This window comes from Acinetobacter sp. CAU_H_60, assembly GCF_058599385.1.
Genome location: NZ_CM178653.1, coordinates 581856 through 603559, shown reverse-complemented (window position 1 = coordinate 603559; position 21704 = coordinate 581856). Strand labels below are relative to the sequence as shown.

General features: G+C 44.5%; 21 protein-coding genes. 3 read left to right on the top strand and 18 right to left on the bottom strand.

What is annotated here, in order from left to right; all coding sequences use genetic code 11:
• Positions 1-7 precede the first annotated feature (7 nt).
• The 7 genes from pcaF to paaA form a co-directional block, all read right to left on the bottom strand.
• The gene (gene pcaF / locus AC4MBN_RS02800) at positions 8-1219 is read right to left on the bottom strand and encodes a 3-oxoadipyl-CoA thiolase (RefSeq protein ID WP_491880620.1); all 1212 of its coding nucleotides are present in this window, start codon (positions 1217-1219) and stop codon (positions 8-10) included.
• 442 nt (positions 1220-1661) lie between these two features.
• On the bottom strand, positions 1662-2453 hold the full coding sequence (gene paaG, locus AC4MBN_RS02795; protein WP_004783368.1) for a 2-(1,2-epoxy-1,2-dihydrophenyl)acetyl-CoA isomerase PaaG: 792 nt from the start codon (positions 2451-2453) through the stop codon (positions 1662-1664).
• Between the two features lie 64 nt (positions 2454-2517).
• Positions 2518-3576, bottom strand: a complete 1059-nt coding sequence (paaE, locus tag AC4MBN_RS02790; RefSeq protein ID WP_419374976.1) for a 1,2-phenylacetyl-CoA epoxidase subunit PaaE — start codon at positions 3574-3576, stop codon at positions 2518-2520.
• Between the two features lie 65 nt (positions 3577-3641).
• Complete coding sequence (gene paaD / locus AC4MBN_RS02785) at positions 3642-4142, bottom strand: 1,2-phenylacetyl-CoA epoxidase subunit PaaD (RefSeq protein WP_419365658.1); 501 nt, start codon at positions 4140-4142, stop codon at positions 3642-3644.
• 28 nt (positions 4143-4170) lie between these two features.
• On the bottom strand, positions 4171-4926 hold the full coding sequence (paaC, locus tag AC4MBN_RS02780; RefSeq protein ID WP_419374975.1) for a 1,2-phenylacetyl-CoA epoxidase subunit PaaC: 756 nt from the start codon (positions 4924-4926) through the stop codon (positions 4171-4173).
• A 16-nt stretch (positions 4927-4942) separates the two neighbouring features.
• A complete protein-coding gene (gene paaB / locus AC4MBN_RS02775; protein ID WP_004783374.1) occupies positions 4943-5230 on the bottom strand; it encodes a 1,2-phenylacetyl-CoA epoxidase subunit PaaB in 288 nt (95 codons plus the stop codon).
• Positions 5231-5258: 28 nt separating this feature from the next.
• Positions 5259-6203: a 1,2-phenylacetyl-CoA epoxidase subunit PaaA gene (paaA, locus tag AC4MBN_RS02770; protein WP_419374974.1), complete on the bottom strand. Its 945-nt coding sequence runs from the start codon at positions 6201-6203 to the stop codon at positions 5259-5261.
• 262 nt (positions 6204-6465) lie between these two features.
• Between paaA and paaZ the strand changes: the two genes are divergently transcribed.
• The 3 genes from paaZ to AC4MBN_RS02755 all read left to right on the top strand — a co-directional run bounded on the left by paaZ (position 6466) and on the right by AC4MBN_RS02755 (position 11356).
• Positions 6466-8577, top strand: a complete 2112-nt coding sequence (gene paaZ / locus AC4MBN_RS02765) for a phenylacetic acid degradation bifunctional protein PaaZ (RefSeq protein WP_491880619.1) — start codon at positions 6466-6468, stop codon at positions 8575-8577.
• A gap of 205 nt (positions 8578-8782) precedes the next feature.
• Positions 8783-10222 (top strand): spinster family MFS transporter, encoded by a 1440-nt coding sequence (locus AC4MBN_RS02760; RefSeq protein WP_491880618.1) that lies wholly within the window; start codon positions 8783-8785, stop codon positions 10220-10222.
• Positions 10223-10420: 198 nt separating this feature from the next.
• Complete coding sequence (locus tag AC4MBN_RS02755) at positions 10421-11356, top strand: tRNA dihydrouridine synthase (protein ID WP_491880617.1); 936 nt, start codon at positions 10421-10423, stop codon at positions 11354-11356.
• Positions 11357-11375: 19 nt separating this feature from the next.
• Here the strand turns inward: AC4MBN_RS02755 and AC4MBN_RS02750 are convergent, their stop codons facing one another.
• The 11 genes from AC4MBN_RS02750 to tsaB form a co-directional block, all read right to left on the bottom strand.
• Positions 11376-12050 (bottom strand): nuclease-related domain-containing protein, encoded by a 675-nt coding sequence (locus tag AC4MBN_RS02750; protein ID WP_491880616.1) that lies wholly within the window; start codon positions 12048-12050, stop codon positions 11376-11378.
• A 33-nt stretch (positions 12051-12083) separates the two neighbouring features.
• Positions 12084-12566 (bottom strand): methylated-DNA--[protein]-cysteine S-methyltransferase, encoded by a 483-nt coding sequence (locus tag AC4MBN_RS02745; protein WP_180159281.1) that lies wholly within the window; start codon positions 12564-12566, stop codon positions 12084-12086.
• A 69-nt stretch (positions 12567-12635) separates the two neighbouring features.
• Complete coding sequence (sugE, locus tag AC4MBN_RS02740; RefSeq protein ID WP_034170625.1) at positions 12636-12953, bottom strand: quaternary ammonium compound efflux SMR transporter SugE; 318 nt, start codon at positions 12951-12953, stop codon at positions 12636-12638.
• Between the two features lie 627 nt (positions 12954-13580).
• Positions 13581-14267 (bottom strand): ribulose-phosphate 3-epimerase, encoded by a 687-nt coding sequence (gene rpe / locus AC4MBN_RS02735; protein WP_034170624.1) that lies wholly within the window; start codon positions 14265-14267, stop codon positions 13581-13583.
• Between the two features lie 257 nt (positions 14268-14524).
• Positions 14525-15664, bottom strand: a complete 1140-nt coding sequence (locus tag AC4MBN_RS02730) for a M48 family metallopeptidase (RefSeq protein WP_491880615.1) — start codon at positions 15662-15664, stop codon at positions 14525-14527.
• 12 nt (positions 15665-15676) lie between these two features.
• Positions 15677-16723 carry a YjgN family protein gene (locus AC4MBN_RS02725; protein WP_491880614.1) on the bottom strand — a complete coding sequence of 349 codons (1047 nt, stop codon included), beginning with the start codon at positions 16721-16723 and terminating at the stop codon, positions 15677-15679.
• 161 nt (positions 16724-16884) lie between these two features.
• The gene (gene fghA, locus AC4MBN_RS02720) at positions 16885-17721 is read right to left on the bottom strand and encodes an S-formylglutathione hydrolase (protein ID WP_005234179.1); all 837 of its coding nucleotides are present in this window, start codon (positions 17719-17721) and stop codon (positions 16885-16887) included.
• Positions 17722-17760: 39 nt separating this feature from the next.
• Positions 17761-19161: a C13 family peptidase gene (locus tag AC4MBN_RS02715; RefSeq protein ID WP_166136755.1), complete on the bottom strand. Its 1401-nt coding sequence runs from the start codon at positions 19159-19161 to the stop codon at positions 17761-17763.
• 124 nt (positions 19162-19285) lie between these two features.
• Positions 19286-20104, bottom strand: coding sequence for a class I SAM-dependent methyltransferase (locus tag AC4MBN_RS02710; RefSeq protein WP_491880613.1), 819 nt, complete (start codon positions 20102-20104; stop codon positions 19286-19288).
• Positions 20098-20922 (bottom strand): undecaprenyl-diphosphate phosphatase, encoded by an 825-nt coding sequence (locus tag AC4MBN_RS02705; protein WP_005234173.1) that lies wholly within the window; start codon positions 20920-20922, stop codon positions 20098-20100. Before AC4MBN_RS02705 ends, AC4MBN_RS02710 begins: the two co-directional genes overlap by 7 nt.
• A 16-nt stretch (positions 20923-20938) precedes the next feature.
• The gene (gene tsaB / locus AC4MBN_RS02700; RefSeq protein ID WP_491880612.1) at positions 20939-21604 is read right to left on the bottom strand and encodes a tRNA (adenosine(37)-N6)-threonylcarbamoyltransferase complex dimerization subunit type 1 TsaB; all 666 of its coding nucleotides are present in this window, start codon (positions 21602-21604) and stop codon (positions 20939-20941) included.
• Between the last annotated feature and the right edge of the window lie 100 nt (positions 21605-21704).

Sequence of the window (21704 nt, the reverse complement as noted above, 5' to 3'; positions counted from 1 at the left end):
TCAGTCCTTAAGCCACATTTTCCAGAATCAGTGCGACACCCTGTCCAACACCGACACACATGGTACAAAGGGCATATTTTCCTTGCTTACGTTGTAATTCTTTCATGGCGGTAATCACTAGTCGCGTACCGCTCATTCCGAGTGGATGGCCAAGGGCAATAGCACCACCGTTTGGATTGACTCGTGGATCATCATCCTGAAGGCCCAGCTCACGTAGCACTGCAAGCGCCTGTGCGGCAAAGGCTTCATTTAGTTCGATCACATCCATCTGTTCTAGACTTAAGTTTGTCTGTTTTAATACTTTCTGCACTGCGGGCACTGGACCGATACCCATATAACGTGGTTCTACTCCTGCACTGGCGATTCCTACCACCCGTGCTAGCGGTTTCAGCCCATATTGTTCTGCGAAATATTTATTACCCAGTAGCACACAAGCTGCACCGTCATTGACACCAGACGCATTACCCGCAGTTACCGAACCACCTTCCTTGCGAAATGGTGCTTTTAAAGAAGATAACTTTTCTAAAGTAGTATCGGCACGTGGATGCTCATCTTCAGCAATCACCTGAGTAGAACCTTTAGCACCTTTGATTTCTACTGGCAGGATTTCTGCCTGAAAAATACCATTCTGCTGTGCCTGTTCAGTTTTTTGCTGACTGCGATAAGCAAACAGATCCTGATCTTCACGATTAATCTGATATTTTTCAGCTACGTTTTCTGCCGTTTCCGGCATACTATCTACGCCAAAACCTACCTTGAATTTTGGATTGATAAAACGCCAGCCAATGGTGGTGTCATAAATTTCAGGAGTACGGCTAAATGCTGTGGTGGGCTTGGATTGCACAAAGGGCGCACGGCTCATAGACTCTACACCACCGGCCACTACAAATTGCGCTTCACCCGATTTAATTGCACGTGCTGCCAGGCCGACTGCATCCAGACCGGAAGCACAGAGACGATTTACAGTAATCGCGGGTACGCTTTCCGGCAGGCCCGCTAAAAGTGCTGCCATACGCGCGACATTACGATTATCTTCACCGGCCTGATTGGCACAGCCTAAAATTACCTCATCTACGTCTGCCCACGGCAGATTAGGATGCTGCTGTTTTAAATACTGGATCGGTAAAGCGGCTAGATCATCGGCACGAATACTGCTCAAACCACCTGCGTAACGACCAATTGGGGTACGAATACCGTCAAAAATATAAACATGTTCCATCGTTCTTGTTCCTTAGCCCGCCACACGTTTGTCTGTTGGCGATACTTGTTGCGCCTGTCCTAGCGCTGTCTGCTTAGTTCAATATATACCAGGTTGTATCACTCTTCACCAAGAATACGATACATATTTTTTAAGATTTGTAAATTTCTGTCATATTAAATTCCATTTACTCATCCAAATCATTTTTCTGAATAAATAAAATAAAATACAAGTTAAAAATCAATAACTTGATTATAAAAATAGTGCATAAATCTATTTTTTAATATCTCATTTACTATCAGGGTAATACTACATATAACATAGGACCTAGCTAACCATCAGACCAAATAGGTATCATATTCATACCTGTCAGGAATAATTCAACTCGACCAAGTTGCTAAACGATAACTGTAAGGAAAGATCGTCACAACTTTGAGCCGAGTCAAATCCATCTCCGGCAGATTTAGCAGCCCTTATATTGTGGTGTTCGTTTTTGCATAAAGGCCTGAACGCCCTCACGATAATCACTGGAACGGCCTGCCAGACGTTGCAGATCCCGCTCCAGAATCAGTTGCTCATCCAGATTATTGTCTGCGGCGGCATGAATCGCTTTCTTGATCAGGGATAGACCATAAGTCGGCTGAGTCGCCAGATGTTCAGCCATTTTTTCAGCTTCTGCTTTTAACTGGTCATCTTCAACTACCTGCCAGATCATGCCGAGTTGCAGTGCACGTTCAGCCGAGATTTTGTCACCCAGCATCGCCAGACCCATCGCTTGGGCACGGCCAACCAGACGCGGCAGGAACCAGGTACCCCCTGAATCTGGCACCAGACCGAGACGGCAGAAGGCCTGAATAAATGAAGCAGATTTCGCTGCTACCACGATGTCACAAGCCAGAGCAATATTGGCACCTGCACCCGCTGCTACACCATTTACGGCACAGATCACCGGTTTTGGCATTTCAGTAATCAGTTTAATCAGCGGGTTGTAGTATTTTTCAATGGATAGACCTAAATCTGGCGCATCAGCATTTGGATCAACCACACGATCGTTCAGGTCCTGACCGGCACAGAAACCACGACCTTCTGCAGAAATCACTACAGCGCGAATTGCTGAATCTTGCGCCCAGCGTTTTACGACAGAAGATACTTCCTGATGCATGGTTTCATTAAAACTGTTGAGCTGTTTGGGACGGTTAAAAGTCAGGTAGCCCACTGCATTTTTTTCTTCGACAATAATTGTTTGGTAATCCATTACACACCTTTTAAGTTTCTATTGCGTTCATGCATTTATCTGCATGGTGCTTAATTTAAAATCTTTACTCATCGAAACTGAGACGAACATTTTGAGTGGTTGGACGCGCCTGACAGCTCAGCACATAACCTTTCTGGATTTCTTCTTCTTCCAGGCTATAGTTGATTGCCATTTCCACTTCACCCTGTAACACCTTGCATTTACAGGTTGCACATACCCCGCCCTTGCAGGCATACGGCAGATCCGCACCAGCGCGTAAAGCCGCATCCAGAATGCTGTCATCCTGTTTGGACACCTCAATGATCAGCTCACGACCATCCAGAACGATGTTAACCTTTTCCTCAGTACGGCTTTCGATCTGCTGTGCAGAGGCTTTAGGTGCAGTACCGGTATTGAAGCGTTCGGTGTGAATCTTGTTACGTTCAATCCCGACGGTTGGCAATACGGTTTCTACCGCATTCATCATTTCTTCAGGACCGCAGGCGAAGCAGTGATCAGTTTCTGCTGGAATCAGGCCCGCCTGGAATAGCTGCTGTAGTTTTTCTGCATCAATACGACCATTGAAAATCTCGCTGTCATTCAGTTCACGCGAGAAAATATTGATCAGTTGTAGGCGTTCCTTAAAACGGTCTTTCAGGTCCATGATCTGTTCAGAGAACATGGTCTGTTTCCAGGAACGGTTGCCATAAACTAGAGTAAAAGTGGCATCTTGCTGACGGTTCAAAACTGATTTGACAATAGACAGAATTGGCGTAATGCCACTACCTGCAGCAAAACCCAGATAGTGTTTACCACCAACCTTGGCCGCTTTCTGGAAAAACACACCTTGTGGTGGCATTACTTCCAGTACATCACCCACTTTCAGGTTTTGATTAGCCCAGGTCGAGAACTGACCCTGATTAATTTTCTTGATCGCAATACTCATGTCTTCATCACTATCGCTACAGATCGAATAGCAACGGCGCAATTCTTCCTGTTCTGTTAGATGACGGATTGTTAGGTGTTGGCCCGGCTGATACTGAAAGCTCTCGGCATGTTCTGGACTCAGTTCAAAAGCAATGCAAATTGCCTGTTCAGTCTGAGGCTGAATAGATTTAATGGTTAACGGAATAAACTGGCTCATTTCAAAATCCTTCTTAAGCTGTGGCGATCTCACGCTTTATTGTTATGGCTTGTGCGCTTAAGCCCTTAAATACATTTAAAATAGTCAAACGGCTCCAGGCATTCCTGACATTTGTACAGCGCCTTGCAAGCGGTTGAACTGAATTCACTGAGTAGTCGGGTGTGATGGCTATGGCAATGTGGACACTGGATACCATCACTGAGTGCAACATGAGTGCCGCAGCTATTCGATTCACCTTTAGGTGGAGCAATACCATATTGCTGCAGCTTCTGTTTGCCTTGCTCACTCATCCAGTCAGTGGTCCAGGCTTCTGACAGATCGACCACCACTTTGACTGGCGTCAGCTCGTGCGCTTCAAATGCCTGGGTGATCTCGGCCTTGAGCAGATCAGTTGCCGGACAGCCACTATAGGTAGGGGTCAATCGGACGATGATTTCATCCTGCGGGTTGATCTCGACCCCGCGAATCATGCCCAGGTCGAGGACTGACAAGACCGGGATTTCCGGATCGGAAACCTGGGCCAGGACCTCCCAGCATTGATCTTCTACATGTCTAATCAAGTTCATGCCACTCACTCCCTGTGATGTGCTGGATTTACCAGTTCATGCCTGGATAGCTGCGCTGCATATATTGCAGTTCCGCCAGTACATAACCCAGATGTTCGGTATGTAGTCCCTGCTTGGCGCCACTACGGTAAGCACCACTTTCTGGCAAGCTCAGTTCAAAACGTTGCAACTCAGCAGATATGGTTTCCAACCATTTCGGTTTCAGCAGTTCCAGATCCGGAATCAGGTGAGCATCAACCAGCTGACGTTCATCTGCACTCAGGCTGAACAACTCTTCGGTAAAACGCCATAGCTGATTCAGACCATTCTGGATTTTTTCATGAGCTTCTGCTGTACCTAAGCTCAGGCGTTCCATCCATGAGGTTGAAAAACGCAAATGGTATTTCACTTCTTTCAGTGATTTGATGGCGAATGAGGAAATCTCTTCATTCCTGCTATTGCTCAGTGCTGCAAACAGCAAAGCATGGTAATGATCCATCAACCACTGACGTACGATAGTTTGACCGAAGTCATTATTTGGCTGTTCGCATAGCAGTAAGTTACGGTATTCACGCTCGGTACGGAAATAGGCCAGTTTATCTTCATCACGACCTTGCCCTTCAATTTCACCGGCTAGGCTCAATGCGGTACGTGCCTGACCTAACAGGTCCAAACCGATATTTGCCAATGCAATATCCAGCTCTAGCTCCGGTGCATGACCGCACCACTCTGCCAGACGGTGTGAAAGGATGAGCTGGCTGTCGCCAACATGCAGTAAAAATTGTGCCAATACCTGATTTGTCATTATTCTTTCCTCTACCTTACATGTGCTCGATGCCATCTGGAATGTGATAGAAAGTCGGATGACGGTAGACCTTGTTCAATGAGGGATCAAAAAACTCTGATTTTTCATCTGGTTGAGATGAGGTAATCAGTTCAGATTTCACAACCCAGATACTTACACCTTCATTGCGGCGGGTATAGACATCACGGGCATTTTGCAGGGCAATTTCATCATCAGGGGCGCGCAGGCTGCCGACATGGCGGTGGCTCAGACCCTGTTTGCTGCGAATAAATACTTCGTATAAAGACCAGTTATTCTTGTTCATTTGCATATCCTTGTGCTATTCCGTTGCCTTAAGCGATTTTTCTATTGTCTGACTGCTGCTGTTGCTTGCTGGCATAAACTGCTGCTGATTCACGTACCCATTTGCCGTCTTCCCAAGCCTTACGACGTGCTTCAATACGCTCGTGGTTGCATGGGCCTTTACCTGCCAGCACGTCAAAGAACTCATCCCAGTTCACTTCGCCAAATTCATAGTGGCCTGTTTCTTCATTAAACTTCAGATCTGGGTCCGGCACAGTCAGGCCAAGCTGCAATACTTGCGGTACGGTGTTGTCGACGAATTTCTGACGCAATGCATCATTACTGAATAATTTGATTTTCCACTGCATGCTTTGTGCACTGTTTGGAGAATTGTCATCACTTGGACCAAACATCATCAGTGCCGGCCACCAGAAACGGTTCACTGCATCTTGTGCCATCTGTTTCTGTTCTGGTGTACCTTGTGCCAGTTGCATCATGGCTTCAAAACCTTGACGCTGATGGAAACTTTCTTCTTTACAGATACGCACCATGGCACGTGCATAAGGACCATAGGATGTACGACACAACGCCACCTGGTTGACGATTGCCGCCCCATCTACCAGCCAGCCAATCGCCGCTACATCTGCCCAGGTTAGGGTTGGATAGTTAAAAATGGATGAGTATTTCATGCGGCCAGCAATCAGCTTTTCCATCATGTCATCACGGTCTGCACCAAGCGTTTCTGCTGCACTGTACAGGTATAGGCCATGTCCTGCTTCATCTTGTACTTTAGCCAGCAATACCGCTTTACGTTTTAAAGTTGGTGCGCGGGTAATCCAGTTACCTTCTGGCAGCATACCAATGACTTCTGAATGTCCATGCTGGCCAATCTGGCGGATCAGGGTCTTTCTATAGGCATCCGGCATCCAGTCCTTCGCTTCAATAGAAATATCCTGCTCTATCTTCTGATCGAATGTTTGTTGTTGCTTATTCATATTTGTCTCACTTATCCCAAGTGCTGATACACTCAAATTAAAACGATACAAATATAAAATCAATACTATTTTTTAAGTATCATATATTTTTTAAAAGTATTTTTTATTAAGTTATTGTTTTTATTATTTTTAATTTTTTAATTAGATGAAAGTTACTTTTTTGTTAGCGGATTATGATTGACATTTAAGCTTTTTGATTGCAATTTATGAAACATCAAAAGTAAAAACAAACTCAACAACGTATCATAAATGGAGTTATACAATGTTGGAACTGGACAGCACGACCCAGAGCACGGATCTTCAGGACAACACACAGGCGCATTACTCAGCTAAAGTTAAAGTATTGAGTTCACTAGTTTTAGGTGGTGAACATAGCGCACAAAATGACTTGCGTACGGTCTATCACGCCATTAGCGGTGAAGCAATTTATCAGGTCAGCAGCCACGGCATCGACATGCATAACGTAGTGCAATATGCCAAACAGAAAGGTGCTGTCATTGCCCACTGGACTTTCCACCAGCGTGCTAATGCTCTGAAACAGGTGGCGCAATATTTACTGGAACGTAAGGAAGATTATTACCGCCTAGCAGCCGCAACTGGCTGTACCCGCAAAGATGCCTGGATTGATATTGAAGGTGGGATCGGCACCCTGTTTGCCTATTCAAGTCTGGTTCGCCGTGAACTTAGCGATGAAACGGCGCTGGTAGAAGATGCCTGGATTCCACTGTCCAAACAGGGCAGCTTTGGTGCCAAACATATTCTGAGCCCGAAAGCCGGTGTAGCAGTGCATATCAATGCATTTAACTTCCCAATCTGGGGCATGTTGGAAAAAATTGCACCGACTTTACTAGCCGGTGTGCCGTGTATTGTGAAGCCGGCAACAGAAGGCGCAGAACTGACACATGCAGTCGTTAAAGATATTTTAGCCAGTAATTTACTGCCAGAAGGTACTTTGCAGCTGATCTGCGGACAGACTTATGACCTGTTTGATCACCTGAATGCACAGGATACGGTAACCTTCACAGGTTCGGCTGCTACCGGTCAGAAACTGCGTGCTCATCCACACCTAAATGCCCACTCTATTCCATTCAGCATGGAAGCCGACTCGGTGAACAGCGCCATCCTGACCCAGCAAGCCAATGATGAAACCATTGACCTGTTTGTGCGTGAAGTCTTCCGTGAAATGACGACCAAGGCCGGACAAAAATGTACTGCAATTCGTCGTGCCTTTGTGCCAGCAGAATTACTCGATACCGTACAGCAACGCCTGACTGAAAAACTGCAGAAAGTGGTCATCGGTGATCCCGCACAGGATGGTGTGACCATGGGAGCTCTGGCCAGCGTCAAACAGAAGCATGATGTTGCTGCTAAGGTAGAACAACTGGCACAGGAAGCTGAAATCATCATGGGTAGCCACCTACGCCAGGATTTTAGCATCCAGGTCGCACACCCAGAAAAATCTGCTTTCTATCCGCCAACAGTGCTGTTATGTAAAGATCCAGTTCAGGCCCAGCAGATTCACAATATCGAAGCCTTTGGCCCAGTGGTTACACTGATGCCGTATAGTGACCTGCCACAACTGGCAACATTAGTAGCTCGTGGTGAAGGCAGTCTGGTTGCTTCAATTGTGCGTAACCATGATGAAAATATTGAACAGCTACTCAGCAAGATCGCGCCTTGGCATGGTCGTGTGCATATTCTGGACCGTGAAAGCGCCAAGGAAAGTACCGGTCATGGTTCACCACTGCCATTGTTAGTGCATGGTGGTCCGGGGCGTGCTGGCGGTGGTGAGGAACTCGGTGGCCTGCGTGCAGTGAAACACTATATGCAGCGTACTGCTATTCAAGGCTCACCAAATGCGCTGACTCAGGTCGGTCATAGCTGGACCGCAGGTGCTGAGGTATTTGAAGACCGCGTACACCCATTCAAGAAATCTTTTGATGAATTGCGTATCGGTGAGCGCCTGCTGACTGCACGCCGTACCATTACTGAAGCTGATATTGTCAACTTTGGTGGTTTAAGTGGTGATTACTTCTATGCCCATATGGACAAGATTGCGGCTGCAGAATCCCTGTTCGGTGAACGCGTCGCACATGGCTACTTCATTGTTTCTGCCGCTGCTGGCCTGTTTGTTGATGCTGCTCCAGGTCCGGTTATTGCCAACTACGGTATGGATAACCTGCGCTTCGTAGAACCGGTGAAAATTGGTGATACTATTCAGGTAGAACTGACCTGCAAGCAGAAAACACCAAAGCCACTGCGTGATGAGCAAAAACCGCATGGTGTCGTGGTTTGGGACATCAAGGTGAAAAACCAGCGCAATGAACTGGTCGCGACCTATGACATCCTGACGCTAGTAGAAAAAGCTGCTTAACAAATATTTTCAGACACTTAAAGTAAGAAGGGAATCTATTTGATTCCCTTTTTTATTCTTTTAAAAATAATTGTATCTTTTTAATCCAGACATATTGACGGCTGTGCAAATTACTCCTAGATTAGATTAATTGATACATTTAAAAATAAAAATAATTAAAATTGTATCAAATAAGCCAATCACTATAACTTGCACAGGATGTTGCATGATGAATGAAAAAACATTGGTCATAGACAAGGTTGACAATGACGTCCAACCACTCGATTCTCATCTAAAAATTACTACGCCTATCCCCGAACAGGTAGCTACAGAAATTCCACCAGCAGCTCCAGAACGTAGCAGCTATCAATGGTATGTGGTGATCATCTGTATGGTGGCTTACATTCTGTCTTTTGTAGACCGCCAGATTTTATCTTTGATGATTGAGCCGATTAAGGCCGACCTAATGCTGAGTGATACCCAGTTCAGCCTGTTACAGGGTCTGGCCTTTTCCCTGTTTTATGCCTTTATGGGCGTACCAATTGCCGCACTGGCCGACAAGAAATCCCGTGTGAAAATTATTTCAGTCGGGATTGCCTTCTGGAGTCTGGCAACTGCAGCCTGTGGTCTCAGCAAAAACTTTATCCAGATGTTCCTGGCTCGCCTCAGTGTCGGTGCAGGTGAAGCAGCACTTTCCCCTGCCTTTTATTCCATTGTGGCGGATCTATTCCCGAAACATAAACTGGGCCGTGCGCTGGGTGTTTATGCCATTGGTGCCTTTATCGGTTCGGGACTGGCGTTCCTGATTGGGGGTTATGTCATTGGTCTGCTCAAGGATGTCAGCTTCATTACTTTACCGGTAATTGGTGAGATCAAGACCTGGCAGCTGACCTTTATGATTGTCGGTTTACCGGGTGTATTGCTGGCATTGCTGATGATTCTGACCGTACGTGAACCAGAACGTAAAGGTCTCAAAATGGATGCGAATGGTGTCGCAGTGAAAGCATCTTTTAAGAATTCGATTGGTTTTATCAAAACCCATAAAAAAACTTTCTTCTGTCATTTTATTGGCTTCTCTTTCTACACCATGATGCTGTATTCCCTGCTCGGCTGGGCACCGGCCTACTACATGCGTCACTTTGGCCTGGATGCAAGCCAGACCGGATATATCCTTGGAAGTATTATTCTTGTCGCAAATACTTCAGGCGCCCTATTCTGTGGCTGGCTCATCGACTTCTTTTCTAAACGTGGCTATAGCGATGCAGCGATCCGTGCCGGTGCAATTGGCTGTGCTGCCCTGATCATTCCAAGTGTGCTATTTACTCAGGTCGACAATATGCAGTTTTCATTCGCATTGATCTTTGTCGCGATGTTCTTTTCCACCTTCCCGATTCCGGCATCAGCCGCTGCTACCCAGATGCTGACACCAAACCAGCTGCGCTCCCAAGTATCAGCCAAATTCCTTTTAATTTCCAACCTGATTGCACTCGGTGTGGGTACAACTGCGGTGGCGCTGATTACTGACCGTTATTATGAAAATACCTTAATGGTGGGTAACTCGATTTCTATCGTCAATGCTGTAGCTGGTGTAATCGGTGTATTCCTACTGTATAAAGGCTGTCAGTATTATCGTGAAAGTATGAAAGTCGAAAAACTGATCGATTAAGACAATATTAGGTTTTTAAGATTTAAATCCAAACCTTAAATCAGCCGATTTAAGGTTTTTTTATTTAGATCACAAAAGACCAATAAGTACTCATTCAGGATTAATCTTTTTATGCAATTCATATGAAAATTAAACTGCCTGGACTTTCCCGCCAAAAAGCCGTATAACACCGTTTTTCGAATTAACAGGTGTTGACCGTTGAAACTTGTTCTTGCACCCATGGAAGGCTTAACAGACCCGATTATGCGTGATGTACTGACATCCGTCGGGAGCTTCGACTGGTGTGTAACCGAGTTTATTCGTGTCACGGATTCGGTGCTGCCGGATCATATCTATCACACCTATTGCCCTGAACTGTTAAATGGCGGCAAAACTGCTGCCGGTACGCCGGTGCATGTACAGTTTCTGGGAAATAACCCGGAAATGCTGGCAGCCAATGCAGTGAAAGTCGCTAACATGGGCGCCCCTGCGATTGATATGAATTTTGGTTGTCCAGCCAAAACCGTAAACCGTCATCGTGGTGGTTCAGTGCTGTTAGATGAACCTGAAGTCGTCTATGAACTGGTCAAAGCTGTTCGTGATGCAGTGCCCGCGCATATTCCAGTTTCGGCGAAAATGCGTCTGGGTTATATGGATCGCAACTTCATGATGGAAAATGCGCATGCCATTGAAGATGCTGGGGCGGCCTGGGTCACTGTCCATGCACGGACCAAGGCCGATGGCTATACTCCGCCAGCCTTCTGGGACCAACTGCAACCAATTCGTGAAGCCTTAAAGATCAATGTCATTGCCAATGGTGAAATCTGGACCAATGCCGATGCCAAGCAATGTCAGCTAGAATCGGGCTGTGAAGACCTGATGATTGGCCGTGGTGCTGTCACTACACCTGATCTGACCCAATGTATTCGCCAGAATTCTGATGAGCCGCTCATCACCTGGAATGAACTACTGAAACTGCAAATCCGTTTCCTGAATGGTTCCTATAAAAAGGAAATGAATATGGTCGGCCGTTATAAGCAATGGCTGGGTATGATGTCCAAGCATTATCCTGAGGCCAAAACACTTTGGGATGAGGTCAAACGGATTAAACAGCTGGTTGAAATTACTGAAAAGCTAAAAGCCTCGAAAAATTAAGAAAAAGCCTTTGAATGATTCAAAGGCTTTTTTGTTCGGATTCTCGCCTGTTTAAATTTGCGACATGTTCACGGTTGGTTTTCCAGGATTTTTCTAGTACTTCCTTCTCCAAGCGAATCTGGATACGTTTAATCTTGGTGTCAGAAATAACTCGCTGATTAAAGCTTTTTACATAATCTGTCCAACCTGCACCTCGGAATACATAATTCGGCATTGGGGTTTTGAATTCCGCATCTGGCATAAATACAATCACAGAATGCAGCTGGTCTGGCTCAATAATATCAGCCAGTAACTGCTCCAGAACTTTGATGTGCTTATAATTCTGATGAATCGGATTTTGAAATTTATAGCTATTTTTATAAAGTTTTTGCGTCCAGGTCTTTTGTCGCTCGCCACCAAAGATCCAGCCTTTATAGTTTTTGGTTTCAATCACAAACAGGCCATAAGGACTTAATAAGAGATGATCAATTTGTGTGGTGCTCCCTTCTCCATCAGGAAGAGTCAAATCGTTTAATAATCGATACTCAGGGTCTTTCAGATAAAGTTTGACATGCGTGGCAACAGCGAATTCTCCCAGCTTTCCTTTTAAAAATGGTTTAAATAACTTAAAAACGATCAAACCAATAAAAAGTAGAAGAACCCACCATAAACTCGACCAGAGTTGGCCTAAGATTTGTGTTGCGAACTGATCCATATTTTAATTTTCATTAATTTTATGATTTTGATCTTAATGGGTTCGCTCAATATTTAACAGAATTTCTTTTTTATCCAGACCGCCTGCAAAGCCTACCAGCTTACCGCTACTGCCAATCACCCGGTGACAAGGTGCAATAATCGAGATCGGGTTTTTACCATTAGCAGCACCCACGGCGCGTACTGCTTTAACATTACCGACCTGTTCAGCGATTTCCCGGTAACTTCGGGTCTCTCCATAAGGAATATTCAGCAAGGCCTGCCAGACTTTTTTCTGAAAATCAGTACCGGCAAAATCTAAAGGGAGCTCAAAAGTACTGCGTTGACCGGCAAAATATTCCTGAAGCTGACGCTGAGCTTCTATCAACACGGGATGCTGTGGATCTTCTACCAGAGTTGCCAATCTAACCCGATTCGGTTTCTCACAATCCCAGAGTACAGCCACCAGTGCCGTTTCATTGGCGACCAATTGCAACTGTCCTACAGGCGAGTCCATATAAATATAACTGAGTTGCATGGCCCTACTCCTACAGAATCAAGCTTGCCAGTTTTTATTTTACTCGAAATCAGAACTGCTCAACAGCTCTTAGGAGGAGGATAATTTCATCAAAACAAGTCCGGAAATAATCAGCACCGCAGCCAGCATACGCATAGCAGAAGCAGGTTCACCTAAAACTATAACACCGACCAGAAATGAGCCAACTGCGCCAATGCCCGTCCAGATGGTATAGGCAGTCCCTAAAGGCAAAGTACGCATGGCATAGGCCAACAATACAAAACTGAGCACCATAAAAACAATCGTAAAAATACTCGGCGTGAGTTTGGTAAAACCCTCTGAGAGCTTCATGGAATAGGCCCAGACAATCTCAAATAGCCCAGCAAATACAAGTATAATCCAGGCCATATTGCCTTCCTCCTAATTAACAGAGTCAGGCCGTCCTGACGATTTTTCTTGTTGAATATTATAAATTTAATCAACAAGGGAGGTCGTTCCTCCTAAAAAAATAAATATCTTATAAAACAGACGACAAAACCAAACTGCCGTTTACAAAATTTGACTGAATGAGAATTAACTTAACCATGTCTTACTCAAATGCTCAGGACAACTTGAAGATTTCAGCCTATCTTAAGGAACGCCAACACAGGACATCGTGTTATGGCATTACAGAGACTTGAGTAAGAAAAACAAACAAGGAATAAGTCCATATTATTAAGTTATGCACATGAATTAAATTTAAAAAAAGCGTGGAGATCTTACACAATGAAACATAAAACTAAGACCTATTGATCACTTTTTGTTTGGCTTGATTATTAACCTTTGATGAATAAACGATCACTAAAATCAAGGGCTGGCATATATAAAAAGAACTCCAATTGAGTTCTTTTTATACAAATTTTGTCTAAGATGCAATCAATCAGGCTACAAACGATTACAAAATATGCAACATATCCATATGGTTATCAACATAGATATCTACACACTTATCCATAAAGTTATCCACAGATTTATGCACCTTAAACATTTTAGAGATTAAAGCTGGATTTGACCGACTTTAGCCAGCTCACTACGCATTTCATCAATCACAGCTTTATAATCCGGCTTGCCAAAAATCGCTGAACCGGCCACAAACATATCTGCACCAGCTTCTGCAATTTCACGAATATTTGCTGGTCCCACACCGCCATCTACTTCTAAACGGATATCACGACCTGAAGCATCAATGATCTTGCGCGCCTGACGTAATTTATCCAAAGTCATTGGAATGAATTTCTGTCCGCCAAAGCCAGGGTTCACACTCATTAGAAGTACCTGATCTACCTTATCCAGTACATAATCCAGATAATGCAATGGTGTTGCTGGATTAAATACCAGACCGGCTTTAGCACCACCCGATTTGATCAACTGTAAAGAACGGTCAATATGATCAGATGCTTCCGGATGGAACGTAATAATGTCAGCCCCTGCTTCCAGGAAGTCACCAATCATGCGATCTACAGGTTTCACCATGAGATGTACATCAATAGGTGCCTGAATACCATATTTTTTCAATGCCTTACATACACCTGCGCCAAAGGTTAAATTGGGTACATAGTGATTATCCATAACATCGAAATGCACAACGTCTGCACCGGCCTGAAGTACATTTTCAACTTCTTCACCTAAACGGGCAAAGTCGGCAGACAAAATAGAAGGTGCAATTAAATAAGGCTTGGACATGAAAGGACCTGGCTAACTGAAATTGGATTTTTCTCATTATATCAAATCCAGTCCTGCTACTGTGACTTGGATGTTATGTGAATACAATGCTATGTAACGCTGGACAGCTTCTGTGCCCAATATTTCTTGGCCTGGATAAAAATGAAGATAATTGATGGACTCAGGAAAACTCGCATCTCCATCAACAAAAAATCGAGGCTAAGCACGCCTCGATCATCAGAATATAGAGATATGAGTTGTTGCACTCAATATCAGGGCTAAACAGGTTGACTCATTTTTTCTTCAAATGCATGAATACGTTTAATTCTTTCGCCCAGTTTGGGATGTGATTCGAGATATTTTTTGAATTTTCCAATTAAACGCAACCATTTCAGCTCAGACTCTGTGATTTGCCGTTCTTTTCCATCAATATTCAGGGTAAAGTTTTTCATTTTTATCGTTTTATTCTGCTCTGCCAGGATTCTAGCGTTTTCAACCCGCTGCAAAAAGTTCGACAAATGAATACTGGAGATCTGCTGTTGATGCAAATGTTGCATGGCATAATCATCCGCAGCAAGTTCAAGCGTCTGTGAATATCCCGCATCGGCGAGTACCGCTATAGATGCCGCCACCACATCACTTAAATCTCCTGTTACCAAGGCAAATAGTCCTGCTGCACCCAGGTTGGAAATCACTTTTTGCATGCTATGTTTTTGTACCAGATGTCCTTGTTCATGCGCCAGTACTGCAAGGACTTCTTCATCTACACCGCTGAGCTTGACCAGTTCATCGGTAACGATAATGGTATTGTTCGGAATTGCAGCTGCATTAAGCCCCATGGTTTCTCCGCCTTGACGGAAAATAATCTTTGCAGGTTGCCCTATCGCGATTTTTTGTTCGTACAATTTTTTTAGACGTGCTTGATGCTTTGCGGAGAGCTTGGATGGCTCAGTTTGCTCAATTAATTTCTGCTCAGTTTGATTTCCTACCTCGATCAAGGTCTGTTCGGGAAGTAATTGAGCGAGCTGCTGGGCGGTATAAGGAATTCCCCATTTAAGGATAAAAATTACCGCACATATCACGATAATCATCGAGAAGAAAATCAGGAGTGGAGAACGTTCAAATTTCCATATGGCATGATAGATTTCTTTGGATTTAATCTTCAGCCAATGCGGCGCTTTGGTTAAAAATTCAATCCGGCGATCTTCAGGCAGTTCGATAATCGGTTTACGTCCCCCGACCCCGCCAATATATGCCATATCGGGATAAGTAAAATAAAAGTCAGCCTCGCTCACTTGCTTGGGTGTTTCTTCACTGAGTTTCAAGGCAATCCCGCGTTGCTGATCAGGGACAATCCATGCACGCTGAGCTTCAGCCAAAATCCCGTCATAAAATCTGACTTCAACAGGTCGCTTCATCCTACTTGCCCCCTATAACGATGCATCGAAATCAAAGATATCCAGTACTTCATCGGCTATAGCACTTGGATCACGCTGCAAGATATTTTTTAGATTAGTTTCGTCCTCTGCCAGATAAAGCTCCAGGTTAGCCAGTTGATATTCATATAAACGAATGCTCGCCCAAGGGGTCATGAGTCCCAAACTGAGTGCACGCACAATCCAGTTACTCAGTACAATCCAGCTATAACGCCATGTCGTTACCCGGGTTTTAAAGTAGCTTTGACCAAGCTCTACATGATTCCAGGTATACATATATAAGCGTGCAGATATCATCGGCCAGACCAAGGCCAGACAAAACAGATAGCTCAATACAATACCCAAGGTAAACAGGTTTGTACCGATCAAATCGACCCAGTAAACGATTGCTGCGCTCCATGCGATACCAATCAGCAGACACAGACATAAGGGGATATAGACTGCCGACATAAATTTAGGCCACTGAATCCCCAGCCTGAACTGAAGTTGTCCGATCGATAAATGATTAAAGCAGTAACGTTTGTATAGCCAAATCACCACTGGGCTGAAAAGAAACAGGGTAAAAATATTGACCAATATCGCAAGCCATAAGATTCTATAGGCTTCCCGATTGCTTCCACTAAAATGAAACCGGACATTACCATATTTACTATTCCGGGCCTTAAATTTCAGAGTCATCCGAATTAACCAGGGTAGACAGATCGCAGCAATCAGAAATAATGAACTGGTGGCCAAGATGGAATAATTGCTCAAGATCACTGCCACCACATACAGCTCTAATGCCAATAGACGACCTAGCAGAATTCGGCTTGGCATGGCGATGAAGTCAAAGCGATGTTTTAACAATTGGGTATTACCGTAGAAATAACGGATACGGCGTGCCTTTGCCCACGGGCTATACAAAGTAAGCGTAATGATAGTTAACATCAGATTCACCATCCAGATTCCAAAATATTCCGTGGCACTGCCATGAAATCGGAAGCTGTGTTTTTCTAGTGAAGTTGATGACTGGTCAATCTCTGGTTCAGGCTTATTGTGCATCGTGTTCTTAACTGCAACTGGTTCTACCTGATTTCTGAATAGCAACTTATATGCCATTTTTATTATATTTATTTGATATTCATATAAAAAAACTCCAAAAATATGACCTATTTTTGAAGTTTCATTATACTTTTAAATTTGCTTCGCTTTTGCTGCTTGGCTTATGGATTTAATTGCACGGCATGGAATTGTAGGTGGTCATCTACAAAGCTTTGAATAAAATAGTAACCATGATCATAACCCTGATGTTCACGTAAGGTTAATTTCTGGTTCACGGCATCACAAGCTTGCTGAAATAAAGCCGGATTCAGCTGGCTATAGAACTGGTCAGAAAAGCCCTGATCAATCAGGATATCGCTAAACAGTGCACCTTTTTCCTGAACCAGCGCAGTTGCATCATGCTTCAACCATTCTTCGCGGTTTTCACCCAGATAATTCGAGAATGCCTTTTCACCCCATGGACATTGGCTTGGTGCACAAATCGGTGCGAATGCCGAAACTGAACAGAACTTTTCCGGATATTTAAAAGCCAAAGTTAAAGCGCCATGTCCACCCATGGAATGACCGAAAATCCCGATCTTATCCGCCTGAACTACGAACTCTTCACACACCAGTTCATACAACTCATCGACGATAAAGCTTTCCATCTGATAATGTTCAGCCCACGGTGCTTGAGTGGCATTGATATAGAATCCGGCACCTTGCCCGATATCCCAGTGATCACCTTTGGCAACATCATCTCCACGTGGTGAAGTGTCAGGTGTAATCAGAATCAGGCCAAGCTGGGCCGCCAGACGCTGGGCATGTGCCTTGATCGCAAAAGTCTCTTCCGTACAGGTCAGGCCAGCTAAATAGAACAAAGCTGGACAATTCTGCCCTTCCAGAGCTTGTGGTGGCAGGAAGATTCCAAATCTGGTTGGCTTTTTTAATATTTTAGACTCAAAGCTATAAATCCGCTGTTCACCCTCAAAGCTTCGATTATTCTGTACCAGTTCCATCATCATTCCTTTTTCTATTTTCTAAAGTTGTAGATTGGTTTATGGAGTCAAAGCGACAGACGGAGATGCTGAAGTGGTCGTCGCTGGAGGGAAAAGACGCTGTTCCAGTTGTGGCAACATCAATTCCATGTTTTTGCCAATTACCCATTGTGGTTCTGAAGGTTCAAATCCTTGAGCTGCTTCCCATTTAGCCACTGTAGTCTTGGCCTGCTCAAAAGAGGCTTTCAGGCTGTTATTTTCACGCATGGCCTCATCAAAGAAAGCACGGCCGAAATAAGTATAGTCAGCTTCGTTCGAACAACCGAATGACTGACGGTCAGCAGCAGAAGCAGTAATGATCAAGGTATTATCATTCTGCAGAGCCGAAGCAAAGCTTCCTGAAAAACAGGCGGAAATAACAATCACTCGCCAACGCACACCTGAGGCATCCAGAGTATCACGTAACCATTTTGGATCGACTGATGCCAGGTCTAGCGGTGCATTTTCCATTTCAAATTCATTTGGCAAGCCATGTGAGGTCATGTACAGGAACAGCACATCACTTTCCCGGTTCATCTGCTGACCAATACGGCGCAAGGCCAATTCCATGCTGGTTTTAGAAGCTAGTGGAATTTCAGTCCGTGTTGCCGGATGATTGACTAGCATAATCGAACGGCCAAAAGTCCCAAAACGGGTATCAAACTGTTTCTTAATCCGTTCGATTTCTGAATAGAACACATCCTGATAACTCGCACCAGCCACACCCATAAAGTACCAGTGCGACTGTGCAAATTCACCATATTCAATTGCATCTAGTGCCTTGTTCAGCAAGATCGGCTGAGCATAAAATGCATCTTCAGCAAAACTTGGTGGAATTTCTTCAACTTTCCAGATGGGCTGATCTTTCACTGAAATCTGCCACACCACTAAGGTAAACAGGGTGGCCAGCATAATCAGTGCCCGTTCCCACCACGGCCATTTTAATTCACGTGAAATCACCCAGACCACAGCCAGACTTTGCCAGACAAACAGCATGACAAACAGGGTCGGAATATAGGCGTAGAAAATATAGGGTAAATAATCCAGATCACCCAGATACTGGATCAGGCTCTGGAACAGCATGATATGCGTATCCAGTACCAGCCAGAGCAGTGCTGGCACCAGCATTAGCCGAGGATTATTCACCCGCTGGGACAAGAAAATCCCGACAATCAAGGCAATAAAGGGCCAAAGCGCATAACTAATCAGGCCTTGAGAGTTGAAATCTCCCATACGGCCGGAACTGAGCCAGCTAAACAGACTGTTAGCACAGCCGCCCAAAATGCCCCAGAATACCAGTTGCAGAATAGAGGGACGCACCAGTTGCAGCGAACGCCGAGATCCCAGAAATAACCACATCCCGGCAATTTGGTTGCTTTTAAAATCGTGCCAAAAATTGATGGAGGGTTTAAAGTCGATCATATGATTTCAGGGAGATGAGTGGCTCGCTAATGTGCCCAATAAGTTTATGCTTGATATAAGTTTTATCAATGCCAATTTTTAAATATATAACAAATCCTTGATCTATTTTGAAGCAATTCTCATATTAAGTAACCAGTTCATGCTGAAAATAGGCATCAAAACGGCAAGCATCACCAGACCATTGATGATTTGGTTCTTTTCCAGCTAAAAATACAGCCAGACGAGGACGTTTCACTACCACCCGCTTGCCAATTTTTTGTGCCAATTCTAAGAGATTATCTCCCAGATCCATTTCACCATCTTCCGGTAAAAGCAGATGTAATAATTGCATTTGTTTTTTCACCTGTGCCTGCTTTTTCGGTGCCTGCTGATTCTGGTCGCGTTGTGGAAACATCGGGTCCAGATAAACTACATCGACGACTGCATTCTGCTCAGCTTGTAATTTTAGATAATCCGCAGAATCGGAAAAAACCAGGTGAATCCGGTTAACCACCGAACTTAGAAAAGCATCCTTTTGCGCTCGGTGATGACTGTCTTCAAGCAAGGTAAATAAAATAGGATGTCGTTCTACCAAGGTCACCTGAGCACCCAAATGTGCCATCAACAGACTGTCATGACCTAGACCAGCTGTCGCATCGATAAGAGTCGGCTTTTCTCCGAGGTTACAAGCACGAGCAATCATTTCCGATTTTAAAGAGGCACGTTTTAAGCGCCCTACTTCTGCTTGCCAATCTGGTTGCATTTTCATGCCATTGGCACAGAGCCATAGGCCATCAGCGTCAACACACAGTGCCAGTTCGGGATGTAAACGCAAGAAACGTGCATTCAGCTTTTCAATAACCTCAATACTAACCTCTACACCACGAGAAGAAAGCACAGCCTCGAAGTGCTGTGCTTTCTCTTGATACTCAGATTCGGTATATAAGCGAATCGTGCTTACCATAATCTCCAACCTGTAAAGGCAAATAATAAAATCAGTAAACCTGAGGCGATGCGATACCAGGCAAAAACCATGAAATCACGTTTTGCCACATAGGCTACCAAGGCACGGATTAATAAGAGTGCCGAGATAAACGATACGATGATACCGACTGCCAGAACCGTCCAGTCTTCTGTGGTACTGTAAACATCATAACTCTGATACAGATCGAGCAGGCCTGCCCCGATAATGACCGGAATCCCCAAGAAGAATGAAAATTCAGTTGCAGCCTTACGTGATACTCCAAGGAACATTGCCCCGATAATGGTCGCGCCTGAACGTGAAGTTCCCGGTATTAGGGATAAGACCTGAATCAGACCAATCCAGATCGCATCTTTTACGGTTAGATCTTCAACTTCCTGGGCACGTACCTTGGGTGGATTCTTTTCAATCCAGATAATAATCAAACCACCAACGATCAAGCCAATGGCAATTGCAATATTATTGAATAGCAGCTCCTTTACGGTTTGCCCTAGAGTCAGGCCAATCAGCACAATGGGAATAGAGGCCAGAATCAGGCCAATCCCTAAACGGCGTCCTTGCGGCTCACCACTTACGATCCCGGTTGCTGCACCCCAAAGCCGTGCCCAATATTCATAAATAACCGCGGCAATTGCCCCCATCTGAATTGCGACGACGAAAACATCGCTTTTTTCTTTGGTCCAGAAATTCATTAATTCTGAAGCTAAAATCAGATGCCCAGTACTGGAAATAGGCAAAAACTCGGTAATACCTTCAACAATACCCATAATTGCTGCTTTCAGCAGCAGTAAAAGATCCATGCTTAATCCTGATTAATTATGCTTTGCCTTGTTCTGGAATTTTTTTCCATGCGTTATCACGTAAATATACCGGAAGTGCCAATTCTGCACTGACCCAATTTTCTGTTTTTGCTGCTGCACGCGCAATCACGGCAATATCCTGCGCTGTTGCACTGACATTTTTATATTCAGATGCTGTTTCTTGAACTAGATTGGCACCTGAACCCACCACAGTAAATTTTACTACTTCAGCACCTTGTTCATAACTCAAAAGCTGTTCTTCATCAACAGACTGCATAATCCCTTGAGCATCTAACTGATAACTGGCGACATAGACTTCATTCATCCGTGCATCCAGTACTGCAGTTACTGCAGTTAGACCATGCAAACGATATGCCGCTTGCGCCAAAGCCTGTAAAGTGGATACCGGGATTACAGGCAGATCATTTGACCAAGCCAAAGCTTGAGTCACAGCCGCATTGATACGAACACCACTAAACGATCCCGGGCCACGACTAAAGGCAATCGCTGTCAGATCAGATACAGCCAAGCCCAGATCATTGAGACCTTGTTCAATCATTGGGAGAATGGTTTGCGTTTGTGCCTTGGCGCGCGCATCAAGCTGAAAAAATAGTTCTTGAGTATCATCGATCACAGAAACGGAACACTGCTCATTGGCAGTCTCCAATGCCAGCACTTTCATGCACAACCTTAATTCAGAGAATATAAAAAACGTCGAATATAATACTCCACTCATATCTTCTAGGCGAGATTTTCCCAAGCCAGATACAAAAATTCCTAGA